Origin of the sequence: Rhizobium sp. P32RR-XVIII (assembly GCF_012641395.1) — a bacterium.
Taxonomy (GTDB): domain Bacteria; phylum Pseudomonadota; class Alphaproteobacteria; order Rhizobiales; family Rhizobiaceae; genus Rhizobium.
Genome location: NZ_JABAIH010000003.1, coordinates 61,015 through 84,125 on the forward strand (window position 1 = coordinate 61,015; position 23,111 = coordinate 84,125).

Sequence of the window (23,111 nt, forward strand, 5' to 3'; positions counted from 1 at the left end):
ATTGAGCAGGCACTCTTGTCATTCGAATGCCGCTCTGCCCAGCACACGACGCCCGCGAACACGCTACGAAGTTTGTACGATAGAAGACAGTCGGTTGTGCTGTAATTTCAAGGCGCTAGGTTCCATTTCCATCGAGTCGGGCAATTCTTGTCCGCCGAGGGGAAACGAATGCCGACCGAAGACCGACAATACCGCAATGCACTTCTGAAAAGTATGGATGCAAAGGATCTGGCGCTTCTCGCTCCTCACCTCGAACACGTGACGCTGGATATTCCCTATGAGATTGAGAAGGCGCATGAGCCGGCCGACTATGTCGTTTTCCTGGAGTCGGGACTGGCCTCGATCGTGGCGCGGCTCTCGGGCGGGCGTGACATCGAGGTGGGTATCGCCGGGCGCGAGGGCATGACAGGGGCTGCCATCGTGCTCGGCGGCGAGCAATCGCCGAACATGACATTCATGCAGGTATCCGGAAGCGGTTTTCGCATCTCCTCGGCAAAGCTTCAGGAGGCGATCGACGCCAGTTCCACGCTCCGAGCCAGGCTGCTTGCCTATATTCAAGCCTTTATGGCGCAGATGTCGTCGACGGTCCTCGCCAATGGCCATTCAAAGCTGGAGGAGCGCCTGGCGCGCTGGCTGTTGATGGTCCACGACCGTATGGATGGCAACACAATTTCGCTGACGCATGAATTCCTCTCAATCATGCTGGGCGTCAGGCGTCCGGGCGTCACCGTGGCAGTCCACATCCTTGAGGGCAAAGGCTATATCCGCGCCAATCGAGGACAGATCACCATACTCAACCGCAAAGGCCTGATTGAGGAAGCCAACGGCTCCTACGGAGCTGCGGAAGAGGAATACCTACGACTGATAGGAACCCCGCTTTCGCGTCAGCAGTGATGGCGGTTGTACGCTAACGTACTCAAAAAACTTTCTCGGGAACACACTTATTGCGCAGGCATTGCTCCAGCTAAGAAGGAGAAATGCCATGCCAACGGCTTCATTCGAACGGAACCGCGCCTCCCAAGCGGAAATTATCTCGCTACTTCCAGCACTTAAAGCATTCTCGAGACGTTTCGAGCGCGTTGAAAACGACGCCGACGATCTGTTGCAGGAGACCGTCTCAAAAGCTCTCCGCCATCTCGAACAGTTCCAGGACGGCACCAGCCTGAAATCCTGGCTCTTCACAATCATGCGCAACACCTATTGCAGCAGCTACAAGCGCCGCAAGCGCGAGCCTGTCGGCTGCGTCGGCGATCTTAGCGAATGTCAGGTGCCGGTGAAATCGACACAGGATTGGTCACTGAGAGCCCGCGAGGTGCAGGCTGCGATCGATAAGCTCGGGGCGCGGCACCGCGATGCGTTGCTGCTGGTCGTGGGAGGCACGAGTTACGAGGAAGCAGCCGTGATCTGCCATTGCGAGGTCGGCACCATCAAGAGCCGAGTGAACCGCGCTCGCAGCCACCTCCTTGAAATACTTGGTGAAACACAGTTTTCAGAAGCAGCCTCGCTGCATTAAATAAAGGGACGGTAAAATGAAGGGTCAAGACAGGGACGAATGGATCGCCCAGCGTGCCTACGCGCTCTGGGAACAGTGCGGGCGCCTAGACGGCGGCGATCGTGAACATTGGATGCAAGCCGTTCGCGAGCGCGACGAGCTGGAACGCACCCAGGCTTCCGCGGACGGGCGCGAGGTTCTGGTCCGCTTCAGGCCAAAAGCTTCGACGACGACACCGCGGCGGCGAACCGCGCCGGCGGCCGCTGTTGCTGGAGGCTGATGAACCGGCGCAGTAGACTAGGCTTTGGCTGATGTTTGCCGGACAAATCTTATCTGGCAAGACGGGGATATTTTCGTACAGTATCTGCCACTTTGACGGATCCGGCGAGTGCCATTGCGAAAAGCCAAGCGTTGAAGGTTCCGAAGTCCGGCGTGGTAGCACCCAATACCGAGGTCGCAAACGGAGCGATGAAGGCCCATCGCGCGCCATGCAATACAGCCGCCGCCTCATCGTCGTCAGGCGGCAAGGGGTGGAGAAGTGTCAGCATGACGAAGCCATAGTACAGCATGCCGCCAAACAGGCCGACATTGCTCAACATCGATACGACGGAATTAGAAGCACGCGTGCCCCCCAGGCCGACCCCAAGCCCATAGCTGCTTAGAAACGCCTGCCAGGACGTTGCCGTCCACATGCTCCGTTCTTCGAACGAACTCGTGGTGTTCTTCTGAAGGATCGTCTCGTCGAGCATGGTAAGGAGTGGCGTCCATATTGCCGTGTCCACGACGGTGACGATCGCCACGATCACCAGAATGGCGGTCACGACCAGCAACTCGGCTGTCATGCCGCGACGCAACCGCGACCCTCTGACGATCACTGTTCCGCGCCAAAGCCATTCCATTCCTGCCGCCACGAAGAACACAAACAGACCGACATAGGAGGCCGACGAGGTTGATAGCCAGATAAACACCAAAAGAAGCACGAGGATAGCCTGTACCCATCCGCTGCGGATGTATGACTGAGGCATGGCGCGGCGGAAAAAGTAGATCGCCGAAAGGAAGGTCAGCGTCATGCCGCCGAAGGCGGATGCTTCGGGCATCAACCCGACGACTCGCTTGCTGCCCAGGATCTCGGCATCGGTCAGAAGCGAATACGTCGCCGTCCGGAAGGGTTCAAGCAGCGGACCGATTGGCGCATACTGGCTGGCAAAATCGAGGGCGCCGGCAACGACCATGATAGCGCCCCCGATACAGAGCGCCCGAAGAGCATGCTGGCGGGCTGCGCGCTCGCGCAAGACGAAGGTGAAGGCACAAACCGTCAGAACTGAAATCGTCATATAGACCAGTTGCGAGATGTTCTGGCTGGTGGGCTCCAAAAAGGCCGCTGTGGAAATCAGATCGACTTTCAGCGGAATGACTTCCACCTGCCGTGCGAACAGCCGGGGCATGAACATCGTCGTCACCAATGCAACGAGCCAAAACAAGAGGAGAACGGTTAAGCGCTGTGGCTTCACCACGATCGATGCCATGAAATCGATCGCCTTGTACGACAGAAATACGCGCGCGATCAGCAGCAGTCCTGCCATGGGCGCGGGCGTGAGGGTCATGCCCGCCGAAAGTGCGGGCGGAACAACCGCGAACGCGCCGAAGGGTATGGAAATAAAAAGAAGATAAATGATCGCAACCGGGCCGATTGCGATGCAGGTCACGGCTCCGAGCCAGAATATAGCGATCGGAAGACTTTCCAATTCAGTTTAAGCTCTTGGGGTTCGCCGGGACCGGAAATTTCGCGATAACCGCACCGACGCTATCGTCGCGCAACTTGAACCTTTTGACGGGCGCCAGTTCGGAGCGATCCATGGCATTGTTCACGAACATCGTAAGTTCCTGCCGGAACCGCGCGGTATTGAACGACTGCGCGTGACGTTGAATCTCCTCCGGCTCGAACAGGTGCTGGTTTGCCTCGAAGGAAACAATCGCCTCGCAGAGCGAGCTGCTTGTTTGCTCGGCGAAGAACCAGCCGGTCTTGCCTTCGATAACCGTTTCGAGAGCTCCACCCCGGGCGTAGGCAATCACCGGTCGGCCGCTCGCCATCGCCTCCAATGGTACAATGCCGAAATCCTCTATGCCCGGGTAGAGCAGCGCCTTGCAGTGCGACAGATGATATTCCATCGTTGCGTCGTCCACCTTCTCGTGAAAGGTGACGCTGGGGCCGGCTATCGCTTTCAACTGTTTGGTTGCTCCGGAACCGAGCACGATCAGCTTTCGGCCCAGTTTCGTGCAGGCTTCGACCGCGAGTTCCACTTTTTTGTACGGGGTAATCTGGCCCGCGCACAGATAGTAGTCATCGACCTCGCGGGCGATGCAGAAACGCTCGACGCTGACTGGAGGGTGGATGACCGATGCGTCGCGACGGTAGAATTTCCGGATGCGCTGCGCGACAAAGGCCGAATTGGCAACGAAATGATCCACCCGCGTCGCACTGGCCAGATCCCATTGGCGCAGCATGGGGAACGTCATTTGCATGACGAACCGGGACACTCTTCCCGCATTGTTCTGATACTGCTGGGAGCAATCCCAAAGGTATCTCATCGGCGAGTGGCAATAACAAATATGCACGGCATCCGGCCGCGTGACGATCGATTTTGCCGGACCTGCCTCGCTTGAAATGACAAGATCGTAGCCGGTCAGATCGAAGGCCTCGAGGGCGAAGGGCATGAGCGGCAGCATTTTTTGATAATGCTTTGCGCCGCCGATCTTTTGCAGGAATGAAGTCTTTATCGGGTGACGCAGAATTGTCGGCGAGATCGCTTTCCGGTCGATGACGAGGGTGAAAATGTCGGCGTCGGGGAAAAGCCTGCACATTTCTTCAAGGACTTTTTCACCGCCGCGCATTCCTACTAGCCAATAGTGAACTAGCGCAACTTTCATCTTCCCCCCGAATCCACGCTACACGTGACGACCGACGAACCAAAGATTTGTCATTTTAACGTCTCACAAACAAAGTCTATTAACAAGTACTTTACAAAGCTTAAATTGAATTATTTTCTGCTTTACGTTGCTTTGTTACATTTCCGACTGAATGGCTGCTTTGCGTCGTACAGGGCAAGAACGTAACTCATCTAGCGAGATGGCCCGGATATAAATCCGCAATACTTGTAGTCATTCCAGAATACACAAGCCATGCACGCGCGATTTGCTTCAAAAGCACGGGAATTGGCTCATCAACGAATCCGCCAAGTTAAAGACTTCGATATTTTCCGCGGATCTCATTGGAGTAAAAATGACCGGGAGACCGGGCCGCGGCCAATTTTCTCACGACGCTCGCTGGAACGTCTTGATATTCACGCCTTTGTCCGTTGGACATGAATATTCGCAGCCTTTGGGTTTTCTCGTCATATGCGATGGCATCGATGAGTTTCGAGTTGAGGGTTGTTTCCATCTTGCCCTGCAGAGTTCTCTCCATTAACGACAAGGATAATTCCCGCCGGTTCAATAGCAAGAGGAGATCTTTCAAAAAGAAACTTTTGGCAGATAATATATCCTTTCGACATACGCCGAAATTATTCGACTATAGCGCTAGATACTAGCCTTCCGTCTTCAACTTGGCGGGCAAAGTGATCTTTCAGACTCAGACTTGAACTTGTAAGCATGAATATAATCGATCGCCATGACAGACGGGTTCGGCGTCTGATCGATTGGCCAGCCTGAACCGAGCGCCAAGTTCGCCATCAACAGCAACGGCATCTTGTGAGTCTCGGGGGTCTTCACCTTCCAGATCTCCCCTCGATCGAAATAGTAGGTAATATTTTCCGGATCGACCTGGACACCATAGGTGTGAAACTCCTTGGTCAGGCTCTCCGGTTCAACTTTGGTGTGGTGCACCTCGTGATCGCTGCGCACGGGATTTTTGTGCCAGATATGGTAGGCGGATTGGAAGGAGGCGGGATCATGACCGTAGTACTCGATCACATCCACTTCCAAGCTCGGCTCCTGACGATCGCGCGGCTCGCTGGTGCCCAGCCAAAAGGCGGGCCAAACGCCGGGACCCGATGGAAGCTTCGTGCGGATCTCGAAGTATCCATATTGTAGCGCGAAGCCCTTAGTATTGGGGTCTGCCGAAGCCAGGAGCCCGGACCGCCATTTCCCGGTATCGTCCTTGCGGGCAGTGATATAGGCGATACCGTCTTTGAGCGTGAACGGAAAATTCTCCCCCGGATCGGTAAACTGAGCGTCACCGAAGTCCCCGTTCCATGGCGTATGCGCGATCCAGCGTTTGTCCCCGATGTCCCATGCGGCGATACTCAGGTCGTTGAAGTCCTCCATGAATGCCGGCTCCAGCGGACAAAGGTCGAGATGCCCAGCTTCGGCCGACGCGGCAGGTTTGGCGGCAACGATGGATACGGACGCCAGAAACACAAAACTCCCGAAACGCATGTCAGATACTCCCGTTAACTGAAGCGATATGATGGATCGTTAGCTCGCGATCTGAAGCAAATCCTTGGTTAGATCGACGTGGCGACGAATGTAGGAGCCACAGCCGAGCTCAGCCGATGAGGCACGTCTCTGGGCAGCGAGCGCGAGCTCTTCCATCAGTTTTGGCTGTCTTCCGACGCGTGTAACGGCGGATGCTATGGCTGCGGGATCGGACGGCGGGAGATAAACGACCGCGTCGTCGTCGAAATAGGCCCGCAGGCCGCCGGTGTCGGTTGCGATGATCGGCAAACCCATCAGGGCCGCCTCCTGCAGAACAGTGATCCCGCTCGCATGCTTGTTCGGTTTCAACGGAACAAGCATCAGCGTCGCCTCTTCGAAAAGGCGCTGTAGTTCCAGGTTGTCGGCGACCTCGAGGATCCTCACGTTTCGCGTGCCCGGGGAAATCTGCGGACGGGCAGTCGAGGAGACGATCGTCAGTTCCACATCGGATCGGCCGGCAAGTGCGCGAACCGCGACATCCCAATCACGATGCCGGTCGTTACCCAGGCTTAACACACGAATTGGGTGGGCCGGCCTGATCTCGATCGGCATTCGCTTTTCGTTCGGTATCCCGAAAAGCACGACTTCCACGCGCGTGTTGGGAAACAATTCCCGCGCTATCTTTGCGTTTTCAGGAGAATGCACCGTCAGGAGGTCGATCTCACGGATCAGCCACCGGTAAAGCATGCGATGCGGACGCGGAAGCCTCCTCCACCGGTCAAGTAGCCAGACGGCCTGGCCGATGATCTTTGGCCGCTTTTCCGATGGGGGCCTCGTGAATTTCAGCAAGGCCGAGACTGCCAGAAACTGGGACTCGGTATGTGTCCACACAACGTCCGCAGCAAGCATAGCCTTGGCGTTACGCCTGGCATGAATCAGGTCGAAGCCAAGGATTACCCGCAGCGCCAGGCGAAAAGCTTTACTGGCAAAACCCTCTGCCGCCGCGCTCGAGAAGCGGACGTCGCATCCCATGAGGTTTGCCCGGGCATAGCCGTACGGAGAGGGGTCGTTGATCCCGACAAGCGTCTTGTCCTTCCAGCGCCGGTTCCACTCGTGGGCATCGTGTCCTGCAGCCAGGTGTACAAATACGTTAATTCGCTGCTTCTTGGACGCAAGACTTTTCATGGCCACCGCGCTCCTGTTGCTAGCGAGAGAAAAGGCGTTACGCAGGCACACGGCGAGACTCACCTCGCCGTCGTCCAATGAGCCAACGGCAAAGGTGAGCCCCATCCCTCCCCCCGGAAACAAACTAGGCGTCAAAGCACCGGATCCCCTTCCGCATGCATCAACGAAGTCTAAATATTCAGGCGACTGCAAACTACAATACACTTTGATAAAGTCAATGCATACTGTTCCCCATTGTCAGATCAGCTTCTGTAATAATTGTTATATCTTGAGTAATAGTATTCCGACGATCCATAAGCGCGATAGAGTTTAAGCCGCTTTGTATCAACCTTATTGAGAACGGCACCAACACATTTGCCGGTAATCTCTGTTTCCGTAAGAAGCGCGCTCTTCACCATGCGCCTTGATGTCCGTCCCCATTCGACAACCAAGACAAAGCTGCTGATACGCGAAGCGATCGCCCGGGCATCGACGACCGGCCCAAGGGGCGGCAGATCGATCACCACATACTCGTACTGTTTGGTCAGTTTGTTGAGCAATGCTGTCATTGCCGGCGACGCTAGCAAATCGGCCGAATTGGGGATCCGCCGTTTGATGACCGAAGGCAAAAAGGCAAGTCCTGTCTTTGGGTCGGTCAAAAGCGCTCTTTCGATTGGGACATTGTCCATGACGACGTCCACCAGACCGACTTCCGCTTCGCTGCCGAGAAGCCGGGTCGAGCCGGGGTTGCGCAAATCCGCATCGATCAAGACAACCTTCGTGCCTTGCGAAGCCAGCAGCGACGCGAAATTTATGGCAACGGTTGATTTTCCTTCACCCGGCAGCGCTGATATGAAGCCTACGACCTTGCGGATGTCGTTCATGGCAGCAAGATCGATGGCGATTTTTGAGCTTCTGAGCGTTTCGGCAAACATCGACATTGGGTTGCTCGTGGCATATTCCGTGATCGAGTTCAGCGATTGGATTTCACGTACCGAGTCTTCGCGGTCCCTCTGGTCGTCAGAGATGGTTCGCGTGACCTTACGCGATGGAATAATGGGCGCCGAGCCGAGATATTCGACGCCCAGTTCCTCACGCACCTGTTCCGCCGTCCTGAAGAAGCGGTCGCGAACTTCCCGAATGGCCCCTACTCCTGTTCCGAAAATGGCCCCTAGGAAGCCGGCGAGCGCGACAATCAACGACTTTTGCGGATGGCTCGGCGCCGTCGGAACTTCGGCCCGCTCGATGATGCGCGCCTCCGTTGCGGGGAAGGATTGTTCCTGGACAGATTCGTGATACCGCTGCAGGAATGTCTCGTGCAGTTTGCGGTAGGCATCGGCCTGTCGCTCGAGCTCGCGCAGCTGGACCTGGTTCTTGTTTGCTTCCGTGGCAACGTTTTCGGCTTGAGTGACGCTGTTTGACAATTCGCGCTCGCGCGCTTCCGCGACACCCAGTTCGCTCTCATAGCTTTCGGCAATTCGGCCAAGCTCTGTAAACATCAGCCGTTGATACTCAGCCATCTCCTGACGCAGCCGCACTGCCTGGTAGTGGTCTTCCCCAAAGCGGCTGACAATGTCTGCTTCCAGTTTCGAGGCGAGTAGGTATTTTGCTCTGAGATCGTTCGAGATCGGACTTTGCAAGACCTCTGAGACAATCCCCTCGCTATTTCCCTTCGCCAGGATAGCCCTGATGCGCTCAAGGCGAGCTCGCGCCTGGGCGGTGTCGGAACGGGCGACGATCAATGCGCTGTTCAACTCAGACAGCTGCTGGTCGCTGACCAACTTTCCATCCGACGTCACGAGCCCCTTCTTCTCCCGGAACATCTGCACTGCAAGGTCGGAGTCGGTTGCCAGCTTGCCGAGATCCGCGATGCGTTCCTGCAGCCAATCGCTCGTTCGTCTTGTCGCTTCGAATTTCGAGTTGAGTTTGTCGACCATATAGACGTCGGCAAACGTGCTCGCCACCTTGGCCGCCATTTCGGGTGAAGGCGATGTGTAATAAAGGGAGAGAACGTAAGAGCGGCCAACGCGCGCAACCGACATGTTCTGTTCTACGATGCCTACGGCCCGGCGACGCCGGTTTTCTATAGACTCTTCTGTCGCTGGAGCAGGATCGAGAATGTGGATCGCCCGGCCAAGCGATACGATCGAGCCAATCGCGGCCCGTGCCAAACTCTCTTTCTGCTGCGCGAGAAATGCCGGATCCTCGGCGAGATCGAGCTTGTCGACGACGGCGTAGGCGATCGCCTTCGATTTTAGGAGTTCGACCTCACTGATGACTGAACTGTCATCTTCGAGCGACGTGCCGATTGTTGTCAGCTGGCCGACGAGATTGCCCTCCTGCCTGTCGATAAGGACACTCGTGGAGGCGGTAAAGAGCGGTTCTGCCCGCTTAACGTAAAAGATGCTGCCGGCCACAAACAACACCGTGAAAATCGCGGCAACGCGCCATTGGCGCCGCACGACGGCAAAGAAGCGCTCGATGTGTGCGCTGTCGTTACTGTCGAACTCACGCGGCGCAAGCTTTTCGAGGCGCTGTGACAGGATCGATTTGCGGAGGCTCTCGTTCAACCGTGACTCCTAATCTCTACGTTCATCGACAAGAAGGTCCAGAAGCGCCTTGGCGGACGCGTCCCAGGAAAACAGCGCTGCCCGGCGAAATCCCTTTTGCCGAAGCTCCTCAGCCAAGACCGGACTGCCCAGCAACTGCGTAATCTGGGCTACCCACTCCCCAGGCTCGTGCGGATCCGCACTCAGCGCAGCATTGCCGCAGACCTCTGGAAGCGCGCCGCAGGGGGCAACGATCGCGGGACAGCCAAGCGCCATTGCCTCAAGGGGCATCAGCCCAAATCCTTCCGTCAGCGACGGGCAGGCAAAGGCCGTGGCATTTTTCAACAAACCCGCCAGTTCCCGGTCCGTCACCTTGCCGAGAAAGCGGACATTTGCGGGAATGCGGTAGCCGCGCCCGGTGAAGTCGGCAGCGCTTGCCGAGCCGAACAAGACGAGAGTGTGCCCGGCGAGCCGCGCGTCCTCAAAGGCCCTGAGAAGGAGGCCGATATTCTTGTGCGGCTGGGTATTGGCAAGAGAAACCGTGAAATTGTCTTTCTGGAGCCCGAACTTCTCAAGCACAAACGGATCTGCTTCGAGTGACAGGACATGGTCACAACCGTTCGGAATACAATTGATCTTGCCGCGCGGGGCAATTTTCAAGGCGACGAGTTCATTGAGTGAAAATTGCGAGACCGTCAAAATACGCCGGTGCAAACGGCCCATGATCGGCTGCGCCACTTTGTACCATAAGCGGAACAACGCGCCATAGGATCCGGGGGCGGTGTAGACTTGAGCATCATGCACCATGGTAAAGGCATCGCGCTTGAGAAGCGGCGCGGCGTTGCAAAGGCTGACAAGCGTGCCGCCTCTGGATGCGTTCAGCAGCTCGATCTGCTCCCAGTACTGGCCGCTTCGTGATCCGACCTCGCGCACGGAAATAAATCGAAAGTCGGGCGCAGCTCTAATACCCGGCGGATGGAGCAACTCAACGGAGAAGTTCGGGCATCCGCCTGCGCTGTATTGTGCCAAGATACGATCCAGCGCCTTGACTAGCTCGACGGCAGTCCGCTGCACACCAGAGAACTGCGCGCCCAGGAACCTGCCATTGATATAGATCGGCCGTGTCATGCTCTAACAATCCGTGGCAGCGTCTTTGAGGTGTGTTGGTCAGTAAGGCGAATTAACCGGCAGCTCGTCTTTAGCATTTCATGCAAGCAAGCTCACTCCTAACGCTTGGTGCCGGAGTTTACCTAAGAACTCTCACAAAGGCAGTATTCCGCCCTACTTTACCGTCAGCCGCGGCTATTAAGTCTAGATAATCATCATCTACAGAATATGTCCAATTATATTTATTTGAATTATCATCTGACTAATTTATCTAGACTTTTTTGTCTTTTGTATTATCAATAAATACAGAAATGCCGACTGCGGCGAGCGATGTCGGAGTGAGTGGAATGTTTTCTGTAGATCTCACTGAGGAAAAGGCATGAGAATTGCCGTAGGTTTTGCCTCATCCAACCGCCGTCATATCTTGACCAAGACAGTTCTCGGGTTGTCGCGTCAAACACGTCTTCCCGATCAAATTTTGATCAGCCCCGGAAAGCCGGAGGATGTCGATGAAGTGGCCCTGCGTTCATCGGAAATTCCGATTAGCGTGCTGAGCGGCCCGCCTGGCTTGCCCGCACAAAGAAACACAATCATCGAAGCATGCGATGCCGATATCGTGATTTTCTTCGATGACGATTTTTTACCGGCACCCGACTTTGTCGCACAAACTGCGCAGCTATTCGTCAAGGTACCTGGAATTGTCGTGGCGACCGGCACGGTGATCGCCGACGGTATCCTCGGCCCCGGTTGGGACTATGCCGAGGGCGAGGAAATACTCGAGCAGGCACCCACAGCCATCACGAACGAATTTGTCGACGTCCATAATGCATACGGATGCAATATGATCATCCGTATGGAGCCGGTCAGAACGAATTCTCTGCGCTTCGATGAAAATCTCCCCCTGTACGCCTGGTGGGAAGATGTCGATTTCTCACGTCAGCTGGCGCCGTTCGGGCGGATCGTCCGTGCCTCTGCTTTAAGGGGAGTACATCTCGGCTTCAAGCGCTCCGGCCGCACGCCGGGACGCAGGCTGGGCTACTCCCAGGTCGCAAATCGCGTTTATTTGGTTCGCAAGGGGACTGTATCCTCGCGCCACGCCTGGGCCGGGATCCTGCGCAATCTGCTGGCCAACCTCGCACACGTCTTCAGGCCCGAGCCCTGGGTCGACCGGCGTGGCCGCCTTGCCGGAAATATCCGCGCGCTCCGTGATCTCGTCAAAGGCGATATTAAGCCAAGCAAGATCCTGGAGCTCTAGCTAGTCAGGCCCTAGCCTTGAAGCCGAAGTGGCGCTCTCTGCCGTTGCGGCAGAAAGATCGGCAACCGTGATCCAGACCCTACCGTCGAAGGCGACCCCGCCCTTCTCAACCTTTCGGCTCGCAATCTGCTCTATGACGTCGAGATGTTCGAGACAGTCGTCGCCCCGGCTTTCGGCGGGAATCAAATGCGCGTCGCCCCATACGCAAACCACGTACCTCGTTCGTCCGTCGCCCATGATGATCAGGGTGTGATCGCCGTATTGCTTTATCTTGCCGGGCAAAGTCGAAAGCTGCATTCTAGCCTCCTCGAGCCAAGGCAGCATATTTCCGGCGAATGCGAGATGATCGCTGCCGCTTGAAGGCACGCCCCTGTCCCAGTCTGTTCAAAGCACCGGTGCGTATACGAAGCTTACGACCGACGTCGGATGGGGCGTTGCTTTCCACTGCTTACGCGAGCGCACGAGACCATCCCAAGCAGCTTGCCCGTGTTGGCGGTAATCATCAGGCCCCATGACGAACTTGCCCCGCCCTTCCCCATGTTCGAACGCTCGCGAGATCATAAGTTTTAACAGGTGCGATGAGGCGGTCGGATGTGCCCCTTCGGCTGCCGATTCCAGGTAATAGCTGTTACGGCCAAATTCGATGCCGAGATAACGCGCGATCGGCAGCGATTTATTCGCGAGGGAAACCGAAAATGTATATTTGGCGGTAGCCAACGTACGAAAGGCAGAACGAAGTACCAGACCGGCAAGGGAGGCTCTCACTCCCTTACGGCGGAAAAGCCGATAGCGCAGGAGTTGGAGGGGCAAAAGGTCGACAAAAACGCCAGCACTCCTCTGCTCGTGAACCACAAGCTGCTCGTAAGTCGCCGCCGCCTTTTTGACATTCCGCCGCGCGTTTGTACTGACGGACTTGTAGTAATCCTCGAATGTCGGCCATTGGGAAAAGTCGATTGCCTGCACATCGACACTCCGGGCGTTCAGATTGCCGACGCCGGCAAGCCCGCGAATTTCCTCGGCGCGGCATGGCGCCAGCGTCCACTCGGATCCATACTGATAACGTCCAGGTCCGAGGTACTGCAATAGTGCCTGCATGCATTCCGGCCAGAAGCTCTCAAACGCAGGCAGCAGCTGAATGGTGTCGGCAAATATGATGCGGCTTCGACCTCTTCCGACAGCACATTGGCCTATCTTGATCGGGTGCCGACCGACCTGCAGCATGAGTTCGAAGCGTTCAAGTCTGGAAAGGACATGATGCTCAAGCTGCCAAAGACTGGTAGCGGTGAAGCTGCATCGGAACGAGGCGTCGCAGGCCTTGGCAAAATCATCCCAAGCATCACCAGACGCCGCGAATTTTCGCGCGCATACCCTGACTGGTTCGCCCGATGTCTCCGAACCTTCGAAAGCAGCGGCAGAAATCTGATACTCGAACAACTACGCCCCCTACTACGCCCCAATTACCTGCGCCTGCACTTCTCCCGAATTCTTGCCACACCACGCCGGGACTTACGCAAAATGTCCCGCTTCGTTCTCAGACGAAAGTGCCACCCGTTTCCTTCTCCCAGCGAGCCAGAACGGGATCGAGGGACTTTGGAAAATTGAAACTGTTCCCCTCAAGCCACTTGGGATAGATATTCGTTGACCGAACAAGCTTCGTTACTCGGTCGGGATGAATCCCAACGTTGGCCACGCTTACCGGCCTGAGCATTGCGGCAACGACCGTGACGACGCCGCCGGGCAGCAGAAACTCACGCGTCTTCGGAAAGTAATTGCGAATAAGCGTCCCTACGATGTCTTCGAGGGTGTATCTGTTTGGATACGCCGCGTTAAACAGGACGTAGCGTTCCGGCCGCTGATGCGCGAACGCGATCGCCTCCAGAAGATCTTCCACGTAAATGCACGCTTTGACCGTATCCTTGCGGCCCGGATAGACAAAAAATCCCTTCCGCAAGAGTTTCGCGAGACGCGTGAAATTGCCGTCTTCTCCGGGCCCGAACACCACCGCCGGCCGAACGACGGTCAGCTTCCTGGCCTCATTGCGATGAAGCCAGTCTTCATGGACATGTTCAGCAAGGAGCTTGGAATAGCCGTAGGCGGAAACCGGGGCCGGAATGCTGTCTTCTGTTTTGATATCCTCGCTTGGGCCGTAGACCGAGATTGAACTGGTGAACACGATCTCGTCGACGCGGCAGCGCTCCGCAAGTTTTGTAACCTGCAGTGCGCCATTGATGTTGGTGTCATAATACTCATGGGTGGGATGCCCGGGCGTCGTGTGAACGGCCGCCAAATTGTAAAAGCGGCTAATCGGGCCCTCGAGCGCGAGATCGGACAGGTCGCGCACGTCAGCAAGCCTGTAGTCTACTCCGTCGAAGACGTGGCGCGGCGGCATCTTATCGACCGAAATGACATGATCGCCAGCCGCCGCGAGATGGCGGATGAGGTGTGTTCCGATAAATCCCGATCCACCGAAAACAACATGCCTTTGCTGCATCACCTACCTCGATCCCGTTTATCTTCAGGATTCATGCGAGTAATGCCCCGCATAAAGACCAACCGAGTACTAATCTCGAGCGAGACGCCTGGCGGATAATTAATTGTTAATACAATACCGGTTGAAAGGAAAGTAGTATAGATGCTTTTTGGTTAAGTAGGCTAAAGTTCAGGATTTGGTTCCTAAATTTTTTTCATCTACAAGACTTCATAACAAGATCTGCAATCACTTTCCTTGAAACAAACGCATCGACGTTTTCTAAGTTCTTTTAAGCTGCTCTATTATCGTTGAAATATATAAAACACGCGGATCAACGGCTTGAAACTCGCCCGACGGCCTTGGATACCGTCTTTATTTTTACATACATAAAGACGCGAGATACTCGAAGAACCCGGCCGAGTGAGTGCCGAGTACATCGAACTAAACAACTCGCTAATTAAGTCCGAGGTTAGGGAGATGGCATTTACACAGCTGCGGCCGGCCCGCCCTATCAGGCGTCGTCCTGGAAATCAGGATAGACATCCGGCTGGAATATGGCCACGATCGCGATGGCAAGGAGAATTGGTGTCGCCAAGATCCGCAGTGCGCGTCCCGACCGGCTGCGCAATGACTCCATCAGCGGATGTCTCTGCGGGACATTCTCTTCACTGGAGTGGTGGTGCGCGGCCGATTGATGTTTGGCAGAGGACACTCTCGAACTCCTGATTGGAGTTGCAAGAGTATGGGGCCGGGCCTCTACCGCAAGCGCTGCCGGAAAACGTGGTTACCAGCATCTTGCCATTCCCCGATTCACTGTAAAATCTAACATCTATATTGCCCACCGTTTCTTAAAAACCGGCAACATCTCAGTTATACAAGAATTGACGATATAATCTCTAACGGCACTGACCGTCATGATTGTCACAAATTTCATGTACATAGGATCAGGTTACATACCACTTTCACTGTAGTAAAAAGTTACTACGATCTCCCGTTGACTAAAATAATGCTGTATGCACTATTATTACAAATGCTACCAGTTACCCCATTTTTATTTGAAGATGGAAAATGGTGTTGGCTATATCTTTTCGACTGACATTGCAGTGCGTTGGGAGTCGTTGCGTCATGACTGCTGTAGTCGCCTTCATCGAACAGTTTTCTCACTTGAATGACGTAGCGTGTACTAATGGTCTTCCCCCGCAAACACCGGGGAGCGGCGGCACGTCGATGGATGCTTGCATTTTCACACTTGAGGGCTCGGGAGTTCGGTAACGATGAGAATATTGATCATTGGCAATATGGGTTACGTTGGGCCGGTCGTCGCAAAGTACCTGCGCACGGCGCGTCCTGATGCCGTCATTCACGGGTTTGACAATGCGTACTTCGCCCACTGCCTAACCGGCGTGACGGTGCTTCCCGAACGAAGCCTTGACGAGCAGTTTTATGGTGACGTCCGAGCGATCAGCAAGGACATGCTGAAAGGGTATGATGCCGTTATTCAGCTCGCCGCCATTTCAAACGATCCGATGGGAAACCAGTTCGAGGCTGTGACCAAGGAAATCAATCAGGATTCCGCGGTTATGGTGGCCGGATATGCGGCAGAGGCTGGCGTGAAGAACTTCGTGTTCGCGTCCTCGTGCAGTGTCTATGGCATCGCGCAAGGCGGGCCGCGCAAGGAGACCGACGAGCTCAATCCGATTACCGCCTATGCCAAGTCGAAGATCGGTACGGAAAAAGAGCTGGAAAATCTCCAGACGGATATGGTCATCACGTCCCTGAGGTTCGCCACGGCGTGTGGGATGTCAGACCGGCTGCGTCTGGACCTCGTGCTCAATGATTACGTCGCCTGCGCTCTGACTCGCGGCGAGATTACCGTTCTTTCGGATGGTACGCCTTGGCGGCCGATGATCGATGTTGCCGACATGGCGCGCGCCATGGACTGGGCGATCGACCGCGCGGCAGAAAACGGCGGACGTTATCTCGCGGTGAATGCCGGCTCGAACCGAAGCAACTATCAAGTCAAGGATTTGGCAGAGGCAGTCGCCGCGGCGGTTCCTGGAACAAGGATTTCAATCAATCACAAGGCGCCGGTTGATAGCCGCTCGTACCAGGCTGATTTCAGCCTGTACGAGAGGCTCGCGCCATCGCACCAGCCTGTGGTCGATCTAAATCAGTCCGTGCAAAATCTCATCGCCGGGCTGACACGCATGAACTTCCGGGACGGCGACTTCCGAAGCTCCAATCTGATCCGTCTCGTTGTTCTGCAAGGGCATATCACCAGCGAACGTCTCAACCGTGACCTGGAGTGGCAAAACGTCGAGACCGTGAGAGCGGCTCAATAAGTGGCGTAGAGGGGTGGGGTTATGGTGAAGGTCGCAATGCTGGCCGGCGGGTTCGGCACGAGGCTCAGTGAAGAAACATCCATCCGGCCGAAGCCGATGGCGGAAATCGGCGGCAAGCCGATCCTATGGCACATCATGAAGATCTATAGCTACTATGGCTACAATGACTTCGTCGTGCTTGGCGGCTACAAGGTCGACTACATCCGGGATTATTTCCTGAGGTACTACGCCAGCATCACTGATTTCACGATCGACCTCGCGACAGGCAGCGTCGAATGGCTTGAGGCGAAAGCGGAGAAGTGGAAGGTCACGGTCATTGACACCGGGATCGAGACCCTGACGGCCGGCCGCATAAAGCGGGCTCGAAAGTATCTCGGCGAAGACACTTTCATGCTGACCTATGGGGACGGCGTGTCGGACGTCAACATCCACGATCTTTTCGCCTTCCATAAGCAGCAGGGCAAGTGGTGCACCTTGACGGCGGTGTCGCAGCCGGGGCGCTACGGCGTGCTTCGTCTATCCGAGCATGGAACACATGTTGAGGCGTTCCGGGAAAAGGGCGCCACGGATGGCGGCATGATCAACGGTGGCTTCTTCGTCTGTGAACCAGAGGTCTTCGACGTTATCGATGGCGATCATCAGATGTGGGAAGACGATCCAATGTCTCGCATGATCGAGGCAGGCCAGCTCGCGAGCTTCCGCCACACTGGCTACTGGGCAAGCATGGATACCCTCCGGGACAAAATGGCCTTGGAGGCGAAATGGCAAAGCGGAGCGCCATGGAAGGTATGGCGCGACTAGGTCAGAAATTGCAGGCTGGGGATCAAGTGTCATGATTATCGTTGATAACGCTCTAAAAAGACGTGAGGCCGAAAACCGTCCGGTCCTTGTGGGCATGGTCGGCGCAGGTGTCCAGGGGAAGGCGATTACCCGGACGATCGTGAATTCCACGCCAGGCATGCGCATGGCGGCGATTTACAATCGCACGATAGAACATGCTGAGGAAGCCTTCACCGATCTTGGCATCGAGCCGGTCCGGTGCGAGACGCAAGCTGAGCTCGACGCGGCGATTGCCGCCGGGACGCCAGCCATCACGACCAATGCCGACTTCATAGCCAACGCGGCGGGCCTTGATGCCTTCGTTGAGGCCACCGGTTCGATGGAATTTGCCGCAAGGGCGGTCATTGCGGCAATCAACGCCGGCAAACACATCGTACAAGTCAATGCTGAACTCGACGGAACGATCGGACCGATCCTCAAGAAAAAAGCGGACGAGCGGGGTGTCGTCTACACGGCGGCCGATGGTGATCAGCCCGGTGCGCAGATGAACCTTGTTCGATATGTCGAAGGGATCGGCTTGAAAGCTGTGCTGTGCGGAAACATCAAGGGGCTTTACGATCCGTACCGGACGCCTGCGACGCAGGCCGGATTTGCCGCTAAATGGGGACTGAAGGCGGCTATGGTGACGTCGTTCGCCGACGGCACGAAGATTTCTTTCGAACAGGCGGTCATTGCCAACGGAACCGGCATGAAGGTCGCGAAGCGCGGCATGATCGGGCCGGATTTTTCCGGCGGCGATCCCTATAAGCCGCTCGTGCCGTTGGAAGAAACGATTTCGGGTTTCAGTGAGTACCTCGACCACATAGGCGATGGACCGGGCTACGTCGATTACGTCATGGGCGCGCGCCCGGGGCCTGGGGTCTTTGTGTTGGCTAAACAGACCGATGGCGATCAAAAGCAGGCGCACTTCCTCAATTACTACAAGATGGGCCCAGGCCCTTACTACTGCTTCTACGCGCCCTATCATCTCTGCCATTTCGAGGTGCCGGGCTCGATCGCCCGCGCTGTGCTCTTCGAGGATCCGACTTTGGCACCGAAAGCAGGCCCGAGTGTTGGAATAGTCGCGCTGGCCAAGAAGGATCTTATGCCCGGCGACCTCATTGACGAATTCGGCGGTTACGCGGCCTACGGCATGTTGGAAAACATCGAAACGGTCCGCTCCGAAGAGCTTATTCCGATTGGTCTGGCAATTGGATGTACGGTAAATAAGTTTATTCCGAAGGATCAGCCCTTGACCTTCGCCGACATCGACAGGCCCGAAGGACGTCTGATCGATCAGCTCTATGCGGAGCAGGACGCAGTGTTCTTCCCGCAGCCGGTCATGCAGGCGGCAGAGTGAATTGGACAGAGGGCTCGTCGCGATCGTGCGACGAGCCCTCGTTTCTGAAGTATATACTGGTGAAGGTGAGGAGCATATGAGCGCGACGACTGCACCTCTGACGCCGGCGAACATGCCCCTCGTGGCGATCGTTACCCCGGTTTACAATGGCGGCAAATATCTCGCCCGCGCAATGGCGAGCGTGCAGGCCCAGACCTACCCGAACATCGTCCATGTCGTTCTCAACAATGCGAGCACCGACGATTCCGCAAAGGTCATCGAAAGTTTCAAGGGTCAGCGCATTCCCGTGATGGAGTTTACCAACGAGCGCGTGCTGCCGCTGGCGGAAAATTGGAACAAGGCCTTTTCGTATGTACCTGCCGACGCGGTCTATGCGAAGCTTCTGTGCGCCGATGACCTCGTGCGGGCAGATTGCATCGAGCGATTTGTCGACGTCGCGCAGTCCGATCCAGAAATAGAGGTGGTCCTGTGTCAGGATGTCTTCGCCGACCTCGTGAGACGGGCGCGCATGCCGCAGGGCACACTTGTGCACGACGGCCGGGAAATCGTTCAAGGAATGATGCGTGGCAGAACTGCCTGGCTCGCCTATCACCATTTTTTCATACGCATGCATGATGACCTGCGCGGAAATCTCATTGACGACTACTGGTCACCCGATCCGCATGTTGTGGTGCGCTGTGCCTTGCGCGGCAAGTTTGCCTACATTCCCGAGCCGCTGGTCTACAATCGGGCTCACGACGAGAGTGTCACCGGCAAGGAGCTCAAGAAGAAAGGCATAAAGCGAGAATTGGTCCACATGCATGTGCTACACCACTACGGGCGTGCAGCATTTGACGACGATAGGGGCTATCGCCAATCCCTGCAAAACTGGCTCGGCCAGATGTGCCGGCTTACGGTCCGCTGGCGGCTGACAGGGCAAAGGGAAAGGGCTGACGAGATGTTGGCCACGCTCGCTCAACATGGCTATCGCTTTACATTCATCGACTATGTCAAGAATCTTGCGTGGTGGCCGGTCAACAGTGTGATCTGGCGCATGATCGAAATGCCCACAGGTCCTCACATCGATGAACCAACGTTCATGGCCATGGCAGAAGATCAGCCGGGCGCTGCGGAAATCATTCCCGTCAAGCATCCTGACGCAAAATATCCAGATAGTCCCTTGCAGCCGAAAGCCATCTGAACCGCTCCGCTGCCACTCGACCGGCGGCGGACAGGCGTGCCTGCTCCGCCTCATCGCTCCAAAGCGCGAAGATCTTGTCGGCCCAGTCGGCCGCTGAAAACGGGTCCGCATAAAGGGCGCCGTCGCGGCAATTTTCCGGCATGGCGCCCGCCTTGGCGCAGATCGTCGGACAGCCGAGCTGCATGGCTTCCAATGGCGGCAAGCCAAACCCCTCCGTCGTCGATGGAAACAAGAACATCCGCGCCCGCGCCATCAGCGAGACAAGTTCGACGTCGGAGATCCTGCCCAGGAATTTGACGTTCGGCGGGACGGGGATGCCATGGGCATCATAATCTTCCCGCTTGGAGGATCCGAAGAGCACCAAGGGAAAGTCGGATGGCCCCTTGGAAAACGCCTCCAGCAGGGTCTTCACGTTCTTATGGGCGTAGATGTAGCTGTTTGCGAGCGCATAGCCCTTGTCAGCCAAGCCATACTTGCCGAGAACGCCCGGATCGGCGGTAAAGCGCAGCACGTGGTCAACGCCGTTGGGCACCACATGGATATCGCTCCTGCGGGTGACATTGAAGTCCTGGATCTCCCGCTTGGCGTAGTTCGACACTGTGATGATCGTCTTATACCGACGCGAGACGACTGTGGTGATCAGATTGTAGAGCACGAAGCTCTTCAGGCTGTGTGATTTGCTCGTCGATCGGAACTGGGCGTCGTGCACCACCACGCAGCCGTTGCTTTTGATGAGCGGCGCCGTGCCGGTAAAGTTCAGGCAGTAAGTGCCCTTGGCATACCAGGGAAGGGTGAACTGTTCCCAGAACGGACCTTTGAAGCTTCCCGTTTCGACAATCTTGATGTTGCGATAGCTTGCCTGCGATGCGGTACCCTTAGGACCGACAAGCTCTATAGTGATATCCTGGTATTCCGGGCGTTCCAACAGCTGATCGAAACCCGTTGTTATTTCCCGCCCGACGCGGGGCATGCCTTCCAGCGCCGCCAGCAGGAACTTACCATTGATCAGGATTTTCTTACGCATTTTACTCGTGTTCACAGTTGCTGTGAAAAACAATACTTTAAAAGCTTATACAAACACGATGGAAAAGCAACGCGACCAAAGGTATAGCTACCACTTTATTCTCACCCGATCTCAGCCTCGCCATCTCTTCGAAGGGGGCAGCCTGCGAGCGTACCTCGTCGTCCAGGTCGGGTGGTGACGATCCGGCTCTCTTGTGGGCTATCCTTTAGCCGCGATCGGCTCCGCCTGGGGCAACGGCTCGGGCTTGCCGAACAGGTAGCCCTGGAAGCGAGTCGAACCAGCGCCCCGCGCCAGGATCTTGTGCTCGGATGACTCGATCCCTTCAGCGACCACTTCGAAACCGAGCATCTCGCCGAGCCTGCCTATCCCGGAAACGAAAACCTGGGCGATCGCATCGTCGCCGAGCTTCTGAACATAACTCTTGTCGATCTTGATGATGTCGAATGGCAGTTCGCGCATCAAGGCGAAGCCGCTGTTGCCGGTTCCGAAATCGTCCAGCGAGAGCCGGAATCCCATTTCCTTCAACTGACATACCGTATTGATGACTGTCGGGGTCGCGTTCAGTGCCACCGTCTCCGTGATTTCGAGCACGAAGTTCCCAGCGCTGCAGCCGGTTTCTCGCAGAACCTCGCGCAGCATTGGCACGAGCTGGTCGTGCATGAGCTGCGCCCCGGAGACATTAACGGCGATCGACTTGAAACCACTTCGAGCGTAGTCCTTGCAAACCCGCCGGAATACCCATTCGCCGAGGCTGTCGATGAGTCCGGATTGCTCCGCAATGGGGATGAACTCGCTAGGCGGAATCACCACGCGGCGTACCGGATCGTGCCAGCGCACCAGCGCTTCGGCGCTAACAATGCTATTTTCGTGATCGACAATCGGTTGATAGTAAACGGCAAGATGGTTGAGGAGAATGGCGGCGCGCAGTTCCCGAGCCACCAGCCGCTCCCTGATCTGCGTGCGCTGCATATCTGAATCGAAGAAGGCAAACTGATTGCGGCCGTTGCGTTTGGCCTGATAGAGCGCGATATCGGCGCATGTCAGAAGGGCATCGGCGAGGCCCGCATGAAGGGGCGCCTGCGCAAGGCCGATCGAGACGCCATCATAGCCGTTCTTCTCATTTTCCTTGCGCAACAATTCCGCCAGTTTTTGCATGAAATTCGTCGTGTCGCCAAGGATATGACGATAATCCGTGTCCTCGATGATGATTGCGAATTCGTCGCCACCAAGACGGCCAACGGTCCAATTCGTCCTTGCTGCCGCCACCTGAACGACCGTTTTGAGCACCTGGTCGCCGGCCGCATGACCAAAGGTGTCGTTGATCTTCTTGAAATGATCAACATCGATCAGCATCAAGGTGAATTCGCCCGGCGCCTGGCCGGCCATCTGTTGGCTGCGGATTCGTTTTAGCTTCTCTTCAAGAAGCTCCATGAAGCGATAGCGGGAGTAAGCATTCGTCAGGCTGTCTCTTTCGACCAGATGGGCACGCGCCTCGTCGCGCGCCTCGACCTGCCGGCGTGTCCAGCCAAGTCGATGGGCGCCGGCGAGAGTGGCAAGCAATGCGATAACCAGGCCGCATGTCTCGATGCGCCACGCGATGGCAATGCTGTTGAGAACTGACCCGGGAAAAACGCCTGCGAGCAGCTGAACCGAGACCGAAACTGCCAAAGCCGCCGCAGCGATCAGATGAAGCGCCCGAATCTTTGCAATCTGGATGCGAAACTGGTGCATGGTGGAAGATCACCGTGAAGAGGATCGCGCGTGGACCGGCCTTTGCGCGAGGGTCGTTTAGCGGCAAAACCTTGCTTAGCGGTAAACGGAGTCGCGAGCGGTTGTTGGGCTCCGGCGCTGCCGCGTAAAATTTGCCTCACAATGCGTGCGGTGTTTTGCCGCACGATTGTATTGGAGCCCTGGACGGAGCTCGCCGCACTGCAAG

At 56.2% G+C, this 23,111-nt stretch carries 21 protein-coding genes; 8 read left to right on the forward strand and 13 right to left on the reverse strand.

The features are described from left to right. Nucleotides 1–168 precede the first annotated feature (168 nt). The 3 genes from HGP14_RS10010 (at nt 169) to HGP14_RS10020 (ending at nt 1,772) form a co-directional block, all read left to right on the forward strand. Nucleotides 169–894: a Crp/Fnr family transcriptional regulator gene (locus HGP14_RS10010; RefSeq protein WP_246704414.1), complete on the forward strand. Its 726-nt coding sequence runs from the start codon at nt 169–171 to the stop codon at nt 892–894. 88 nt (nt 895–982) lie between these two features. After that, on the forward strand, nt 983–1,513 hold the full coding sequence (locus HGP14_RS10015; protein ID WP_168829699.1) for a sigma-70 family RNA polymerase sigma factor: 531 nt from the start codon (nt 983–985) through the stop codon (nt 1,511–1,513). Nucleotides 1,514–1,529: 16 nt separating this feature from the next. Further along, nucleotides 1,530–1,772, forward strand: coding sequence for a DUF2934 domain-containing protein (locus HGP14_RS10020; RefSeq protein ID WP_168829700.1), 243 nt, complete (start codon nt 1,530–1,532; stop codon nt 1,770–1,772). A 49-nt stretch (nt 1,773–1,821) separates the two neighbouring features. Here the strand turns inward: HGP14_RS10020 and HGP14_RS10025 are convergent, their stop codons facing one another. From HGP14_RS10025 to HGP14_RS10055, 7 genes are all read right to left on the reverse strand, one after another. Next, a complete protein-coding gene (locus HGP14_RS10025; protein WP_168829701.1) occupies nt 1,822–3,237 on the reverse strand; it encodes a hypothetical protein in 1,416 nt (471 codons plus the stop codon). Between the two features lies 1 nt (nt 3,238). Continuing rightward, complete coding sequence (locus HGP14_RS10030) at nt 3,239–4,420, reverse strand: glycosyltransferase (RefSeq protein WP_168829702.1); 1,182 nt, start codon at nt 4,418–4,420, stop codon at nt 3,239–3,241. A 310-nt stretch (nt 4,421–4,730) separates the two neighbouring features. Further along, entirely contained in the window at nt 4,731–4,955 is a 225-nt protein-coding gene (locus tag HGP14_RS36195; RefSeq protein WP_312862130.1) for a KTSC domain-containing protein, read from the reverse strand. A gap of 134 nt (nt 4,956–5,089) precedes the next feature. Further along, nucleotides 5,090–5,926, reverse strand: a complete 837-nt coding sequence (locus tag HGP14_RS10040; protein WP_168829704.1) for a glycoside hydrolase family 16 protein — start codon at nt 5,924–5,926, stop codon at nt 5,090–5,092. A 39-nt stretch (nt 5,927–5,965) separates the two neighbouring features. Further along, the gene (locus HGP14_RS10045; RefSeq protein ID WP_168829705.1) at nt 5,966–7,090 is read right to left on the reverse strand and encodes a glycosyltransferase family 4 protein; all 1,125 of its coding nucleotides are present in this window, start codon (nt 7,088–7,090) and stop codon (nt 5,966–5,968) included. Between the two features lie 242 nt (nt 7,091–7,332). Further along, the gene (locus HGP14_RS10050; protein WP_246704415.1) at nt 7,333–9,639 is read right to left on the reverse strand and encodes a polysaccharide biosynthesis tyrosine autokinase; all 2,307 of its coding nucleotides are present in this window, start codon (nt 9,637–9,639) and stop codon (nt 7,333–7,335) included. A gap of 9 nt (nt 9,640–9,648) precedes the next feature. Further along, a complete protein-coding gene (locus HGP14_RS10055) occupies nt 9,649–10,746 on the reverse strand; it encodes a glycosyltransferase family 4 protein (protein WP_168829706.1) in 1,098 nt (365 codons plus the stop codon). Between the two features lie 358 nt (nt 10,747–11,104). Between HGP14_RS10055 and HGP14_RS10060 the strand changes: the two genes are divergently transcribed. After that, the gene (locus HGP14_RS10060) at nt 11,105–11,980 is read left to right on the forward strand and encodes a glycosyltransferase family 2 protein (RefSeq protein ID WP_168829707.1); all 876 of its coding nucleotides are present in this window, start codon (nt 11,105–11,107) and stop codon (nt 11,978–11,980) included. On the opposite strand, the gene HGP14_RS10065 is transcribed toward HGP14_RS10060, so the two are convergent. The 4 genes from HGP14_RS10065 to HGP14_RS10080 all read right to left on the reverse strand — a co-directional run bounded on the left by HGP14_RS10065 (nt 11,981) and on the right by HGP14_RS10080 (nt 15,162). Next, the gene (locus HGP14_RS10065) at nt 11,981–12,277 is read right to left on the reverse strand and encodes a hypothetical protein (RefSeq protein ID WP_168829708.1); all 297 of its coding nucleotides are present in this window, start codon (nt 12,275–12,277) and stop codon (nt 11,981–11,983) included. Nucleotides 12,278–12,364: 87 nt separating this feature from the next. Further along, nucleotides 12,365–13,414: a hypothetical protein gene (locus HGP14_RS10070; RefSeq protein ID WP_168829709.1), complete on the reverse strand. Its 1,050-nt coding sequence runs from the start codon at nt 13,412–13,414 to the stop codon at nt 12,365–12,367. A gap of 97 nt (nt 13,415–13,511) precedes the next feature. After that, the gene (locus HGP14_RS10075) at nt 13,512–14,471 is read right to left on the reverse strand and encodes an NAD(P)-dependent oxidoreductase (RefSeq protein WP_168829710.1); all 960 of its coding nucleotides are present in this window, start codon (nt 14,469–14,471) and stop codon (nt 13,512–13,514) included. Nucleotides 14,472–14,961: 490 nt separating this feature from the next. Next, nucleotides 14,962–15,162 carry a hypothetical protein gene (locus HGP14_RS10080; protein WP_168829711.1) on the reverse strand — a complete coding sequence of 67 codons (201 nt, stop codon included), beginning with the start codon at nt 15,160–15,162 and terminating at the stop codon, nt 14,962–14,964. Nucleotides 15,163–15,724: 562 nt separating this feature from the next. On the opposite strand from HGP14_RS10080, the gene HGP14_RS10085 reads away from it, so the two are divergent. The 4 genes from HGP14_RS10085 (at nt 15,725) to HGP14_RS10100 (ending at nt 20,151) form a co-directional block, all read left to right on the forward strand. After that, nucleotides 15,725–16,792, forward strand: a complete 1,068-nt coding sequence (locus HGP14_RS10085; RefSeq protein ID WP_168829712.1) for an NAD(P)-dependent oxidoreductase — start codon at nt 15,725–15,727, stop codon at nt 16,790–16,792. A 24-nt stretch (nt 16,793–16,816) separates the two neighbouring features. Continuing rightward, nucleotides 16,817–17,593 (forward strand): glucose-1-phosphate cytidylyltransferase, encoded by a 777-nt coding sequence (gene rfbF / locus HGP14_RS10090; RefSeq protein ID WP_168830277.1) that lies wholly within the window; start codon nt 16,817–16,819, stop codon nt 17,591–17,593. 31 nt (nt 17,594–17,624) lie between these two features. After that, on the forward strand, nt 17,625–18,971 hold the full coding sequence (locus tag HGP14_RS10095) for an NAD(P)H-dependent oxidoreductase (protein WP_168829713.1): 1,347 nt from the start codon (nt 17,625–17,627) through the stop codon (nt 18,969–18,971). Between the two features lie 76 nt (nt 18,972–19,047). After that, nucleotides 19,048–20,151, forward strand: a complete 1,104-nt coding sequence (locus tag HGP14_RS10100; protein WP_168829714.1) for a glycosyltransferase family 2 protein — start codon at nt 19,048–19,050, stop codon at nt 20,149–20,151. Here the strand turns inward: HGP14_RS10100 and HGP14_RS10105 are convergent. Then, a complete protein-coding gene (locus tag HGP14_RS10105; RefSeq protein WP_168829715.1) occupies nt 20,096–21,175 on the reverse strand; it encodes a glycosyltransferase family 4 protein in 1,080 nt (359 codons plus the stop codon). The genes HGP14_RS10100 and HGP14_RS10105 overlap by 56 nt on opposite strands. Before the next feature lie 198 nt (nt 21,176–21,373). After that, the gene (locus tag HGP14_RS10110; RefSeq protein ID WP_168829716.1) at nt 21,374–22,906 is read right to left on the reverse strand and encodes a putative bifunctional diguanylate cyclase/phosphodiesterase; all 1,533 of its coding nucleotides are present in this window, start codon (nt 22,904–22,906) and stop codon (nt 21,374–21,376) included. Between the last annotated feature and the right edge of the window lie 205 nt (nt 22,907–23,111).

Coding starts and splice junctions, on each gene's coding strand:
- HGP14_RS10010 (WP_246704414.1), top strand. CDS start 169: ATGCCGACCGAAGACCGACAATACCGCAATGCACTTCTGAAAAGTATG.
- HGP14_RS10015 (WP_168829699.1), top strand. CDS start 983: ATGCCAACGGCTTCATTCGAACGGAACCGCGCCTCCCAAGCGGAAATT.
- HGP14_RS10020 (WP_168829700.1), top strand. CDS start 1,530: ATGAAGGGTCAAGACAGGGACGAATGGATCGCCCAGCGTGCCTACGCG.
- HGP14_RS10030 (WP_168829702.1), bottom strand. CDS start 4,420: ATGAAAGTTGCGCTAGTTCACTATTGGCTAGTAGGAATGCGCGGCGGT.
- HGP14_RS36195 (WP_312862130.1), bottom strand. CDS start 4,955: ATGGAGAGAACTCTGCAGGGCAAGATGGAAACAACCCTCAACTCGAAA.
- HGP14_RS10040 (WP_168829704.1), bottom strand. CDS start 5,926: ATGCGTTTCGGGAGTTTTGTGTTTCTGGCGTCCGTATCCATCGTTGCC.
- HGP14_RS10045 (WP_168829705.1), bottom strand. CDS start 7,090: ATGAAAAGTCTTGCGTCCAAGAAGCAGCGAATTAACGTATTTGTACAC.
- HGP14_RS10055 (WP_168829706.1), bottom strand. CDS start 10,746: ATGACACGGCCGATCTATATCAATGGCAGGTTCCTGGGCGCGCAGTTC.
- HGP14_RS10060 (WP_168829707.1), top strand. CDS start 11,105: ATGAGAATTGCCGTAGGTTTTGCCTCATCCAACCGCCGTCATATCTTG.
- HGP14_RS10065 (WP_168829708.1), bottom strand. CDS start 12,277: ATGCAGCTTTCGACTTTGCCCGGCAAGATAAAGCAATACGGCGATCAC.
- HGP14_RS10075 (WP_168829710.1), bottom strand. CDS start 14,471: ATGCAGCAAAGGCATGTTGTTTTCGGTGGATCGGGATTTATCGGAACA.
- HGP14_RS10085 (WP_168829712.1), top strand. CDS start 15,725: ATGAGAATATTGATCATTGGCAATATGGGTTACGTTGGGCCGGTCGTC.
- HGP14_RS10095 (WP_168829713.1), top strand. CDS start 17,625: ATGATTATCGTTGATAACGCTCTAAAAAGACGTGAGGCCGAAAACCGT.
- HGP14_RS10100 (WP_168829714.1), top strand. CDS start 19,048: ATGAGCGCGACGACTGCACCTCTGACGCCGGCGAACATGCCCCTCGTG.
- HGP14_RS10105 (WP_168829715.1), bottom strand. CDS start 21,175: ATGCGTAAGAAAATCCTGATCAATGGTAAGTTCCTGCTGGCGGCGCTG.
- HGP14_RS10110 (WP_168829716.1), bottom strand. CDS start 22,906: ATGCACCAGTTTCGCATCCAGATTGCAAAGATTCGGGCGCTTCATCTG.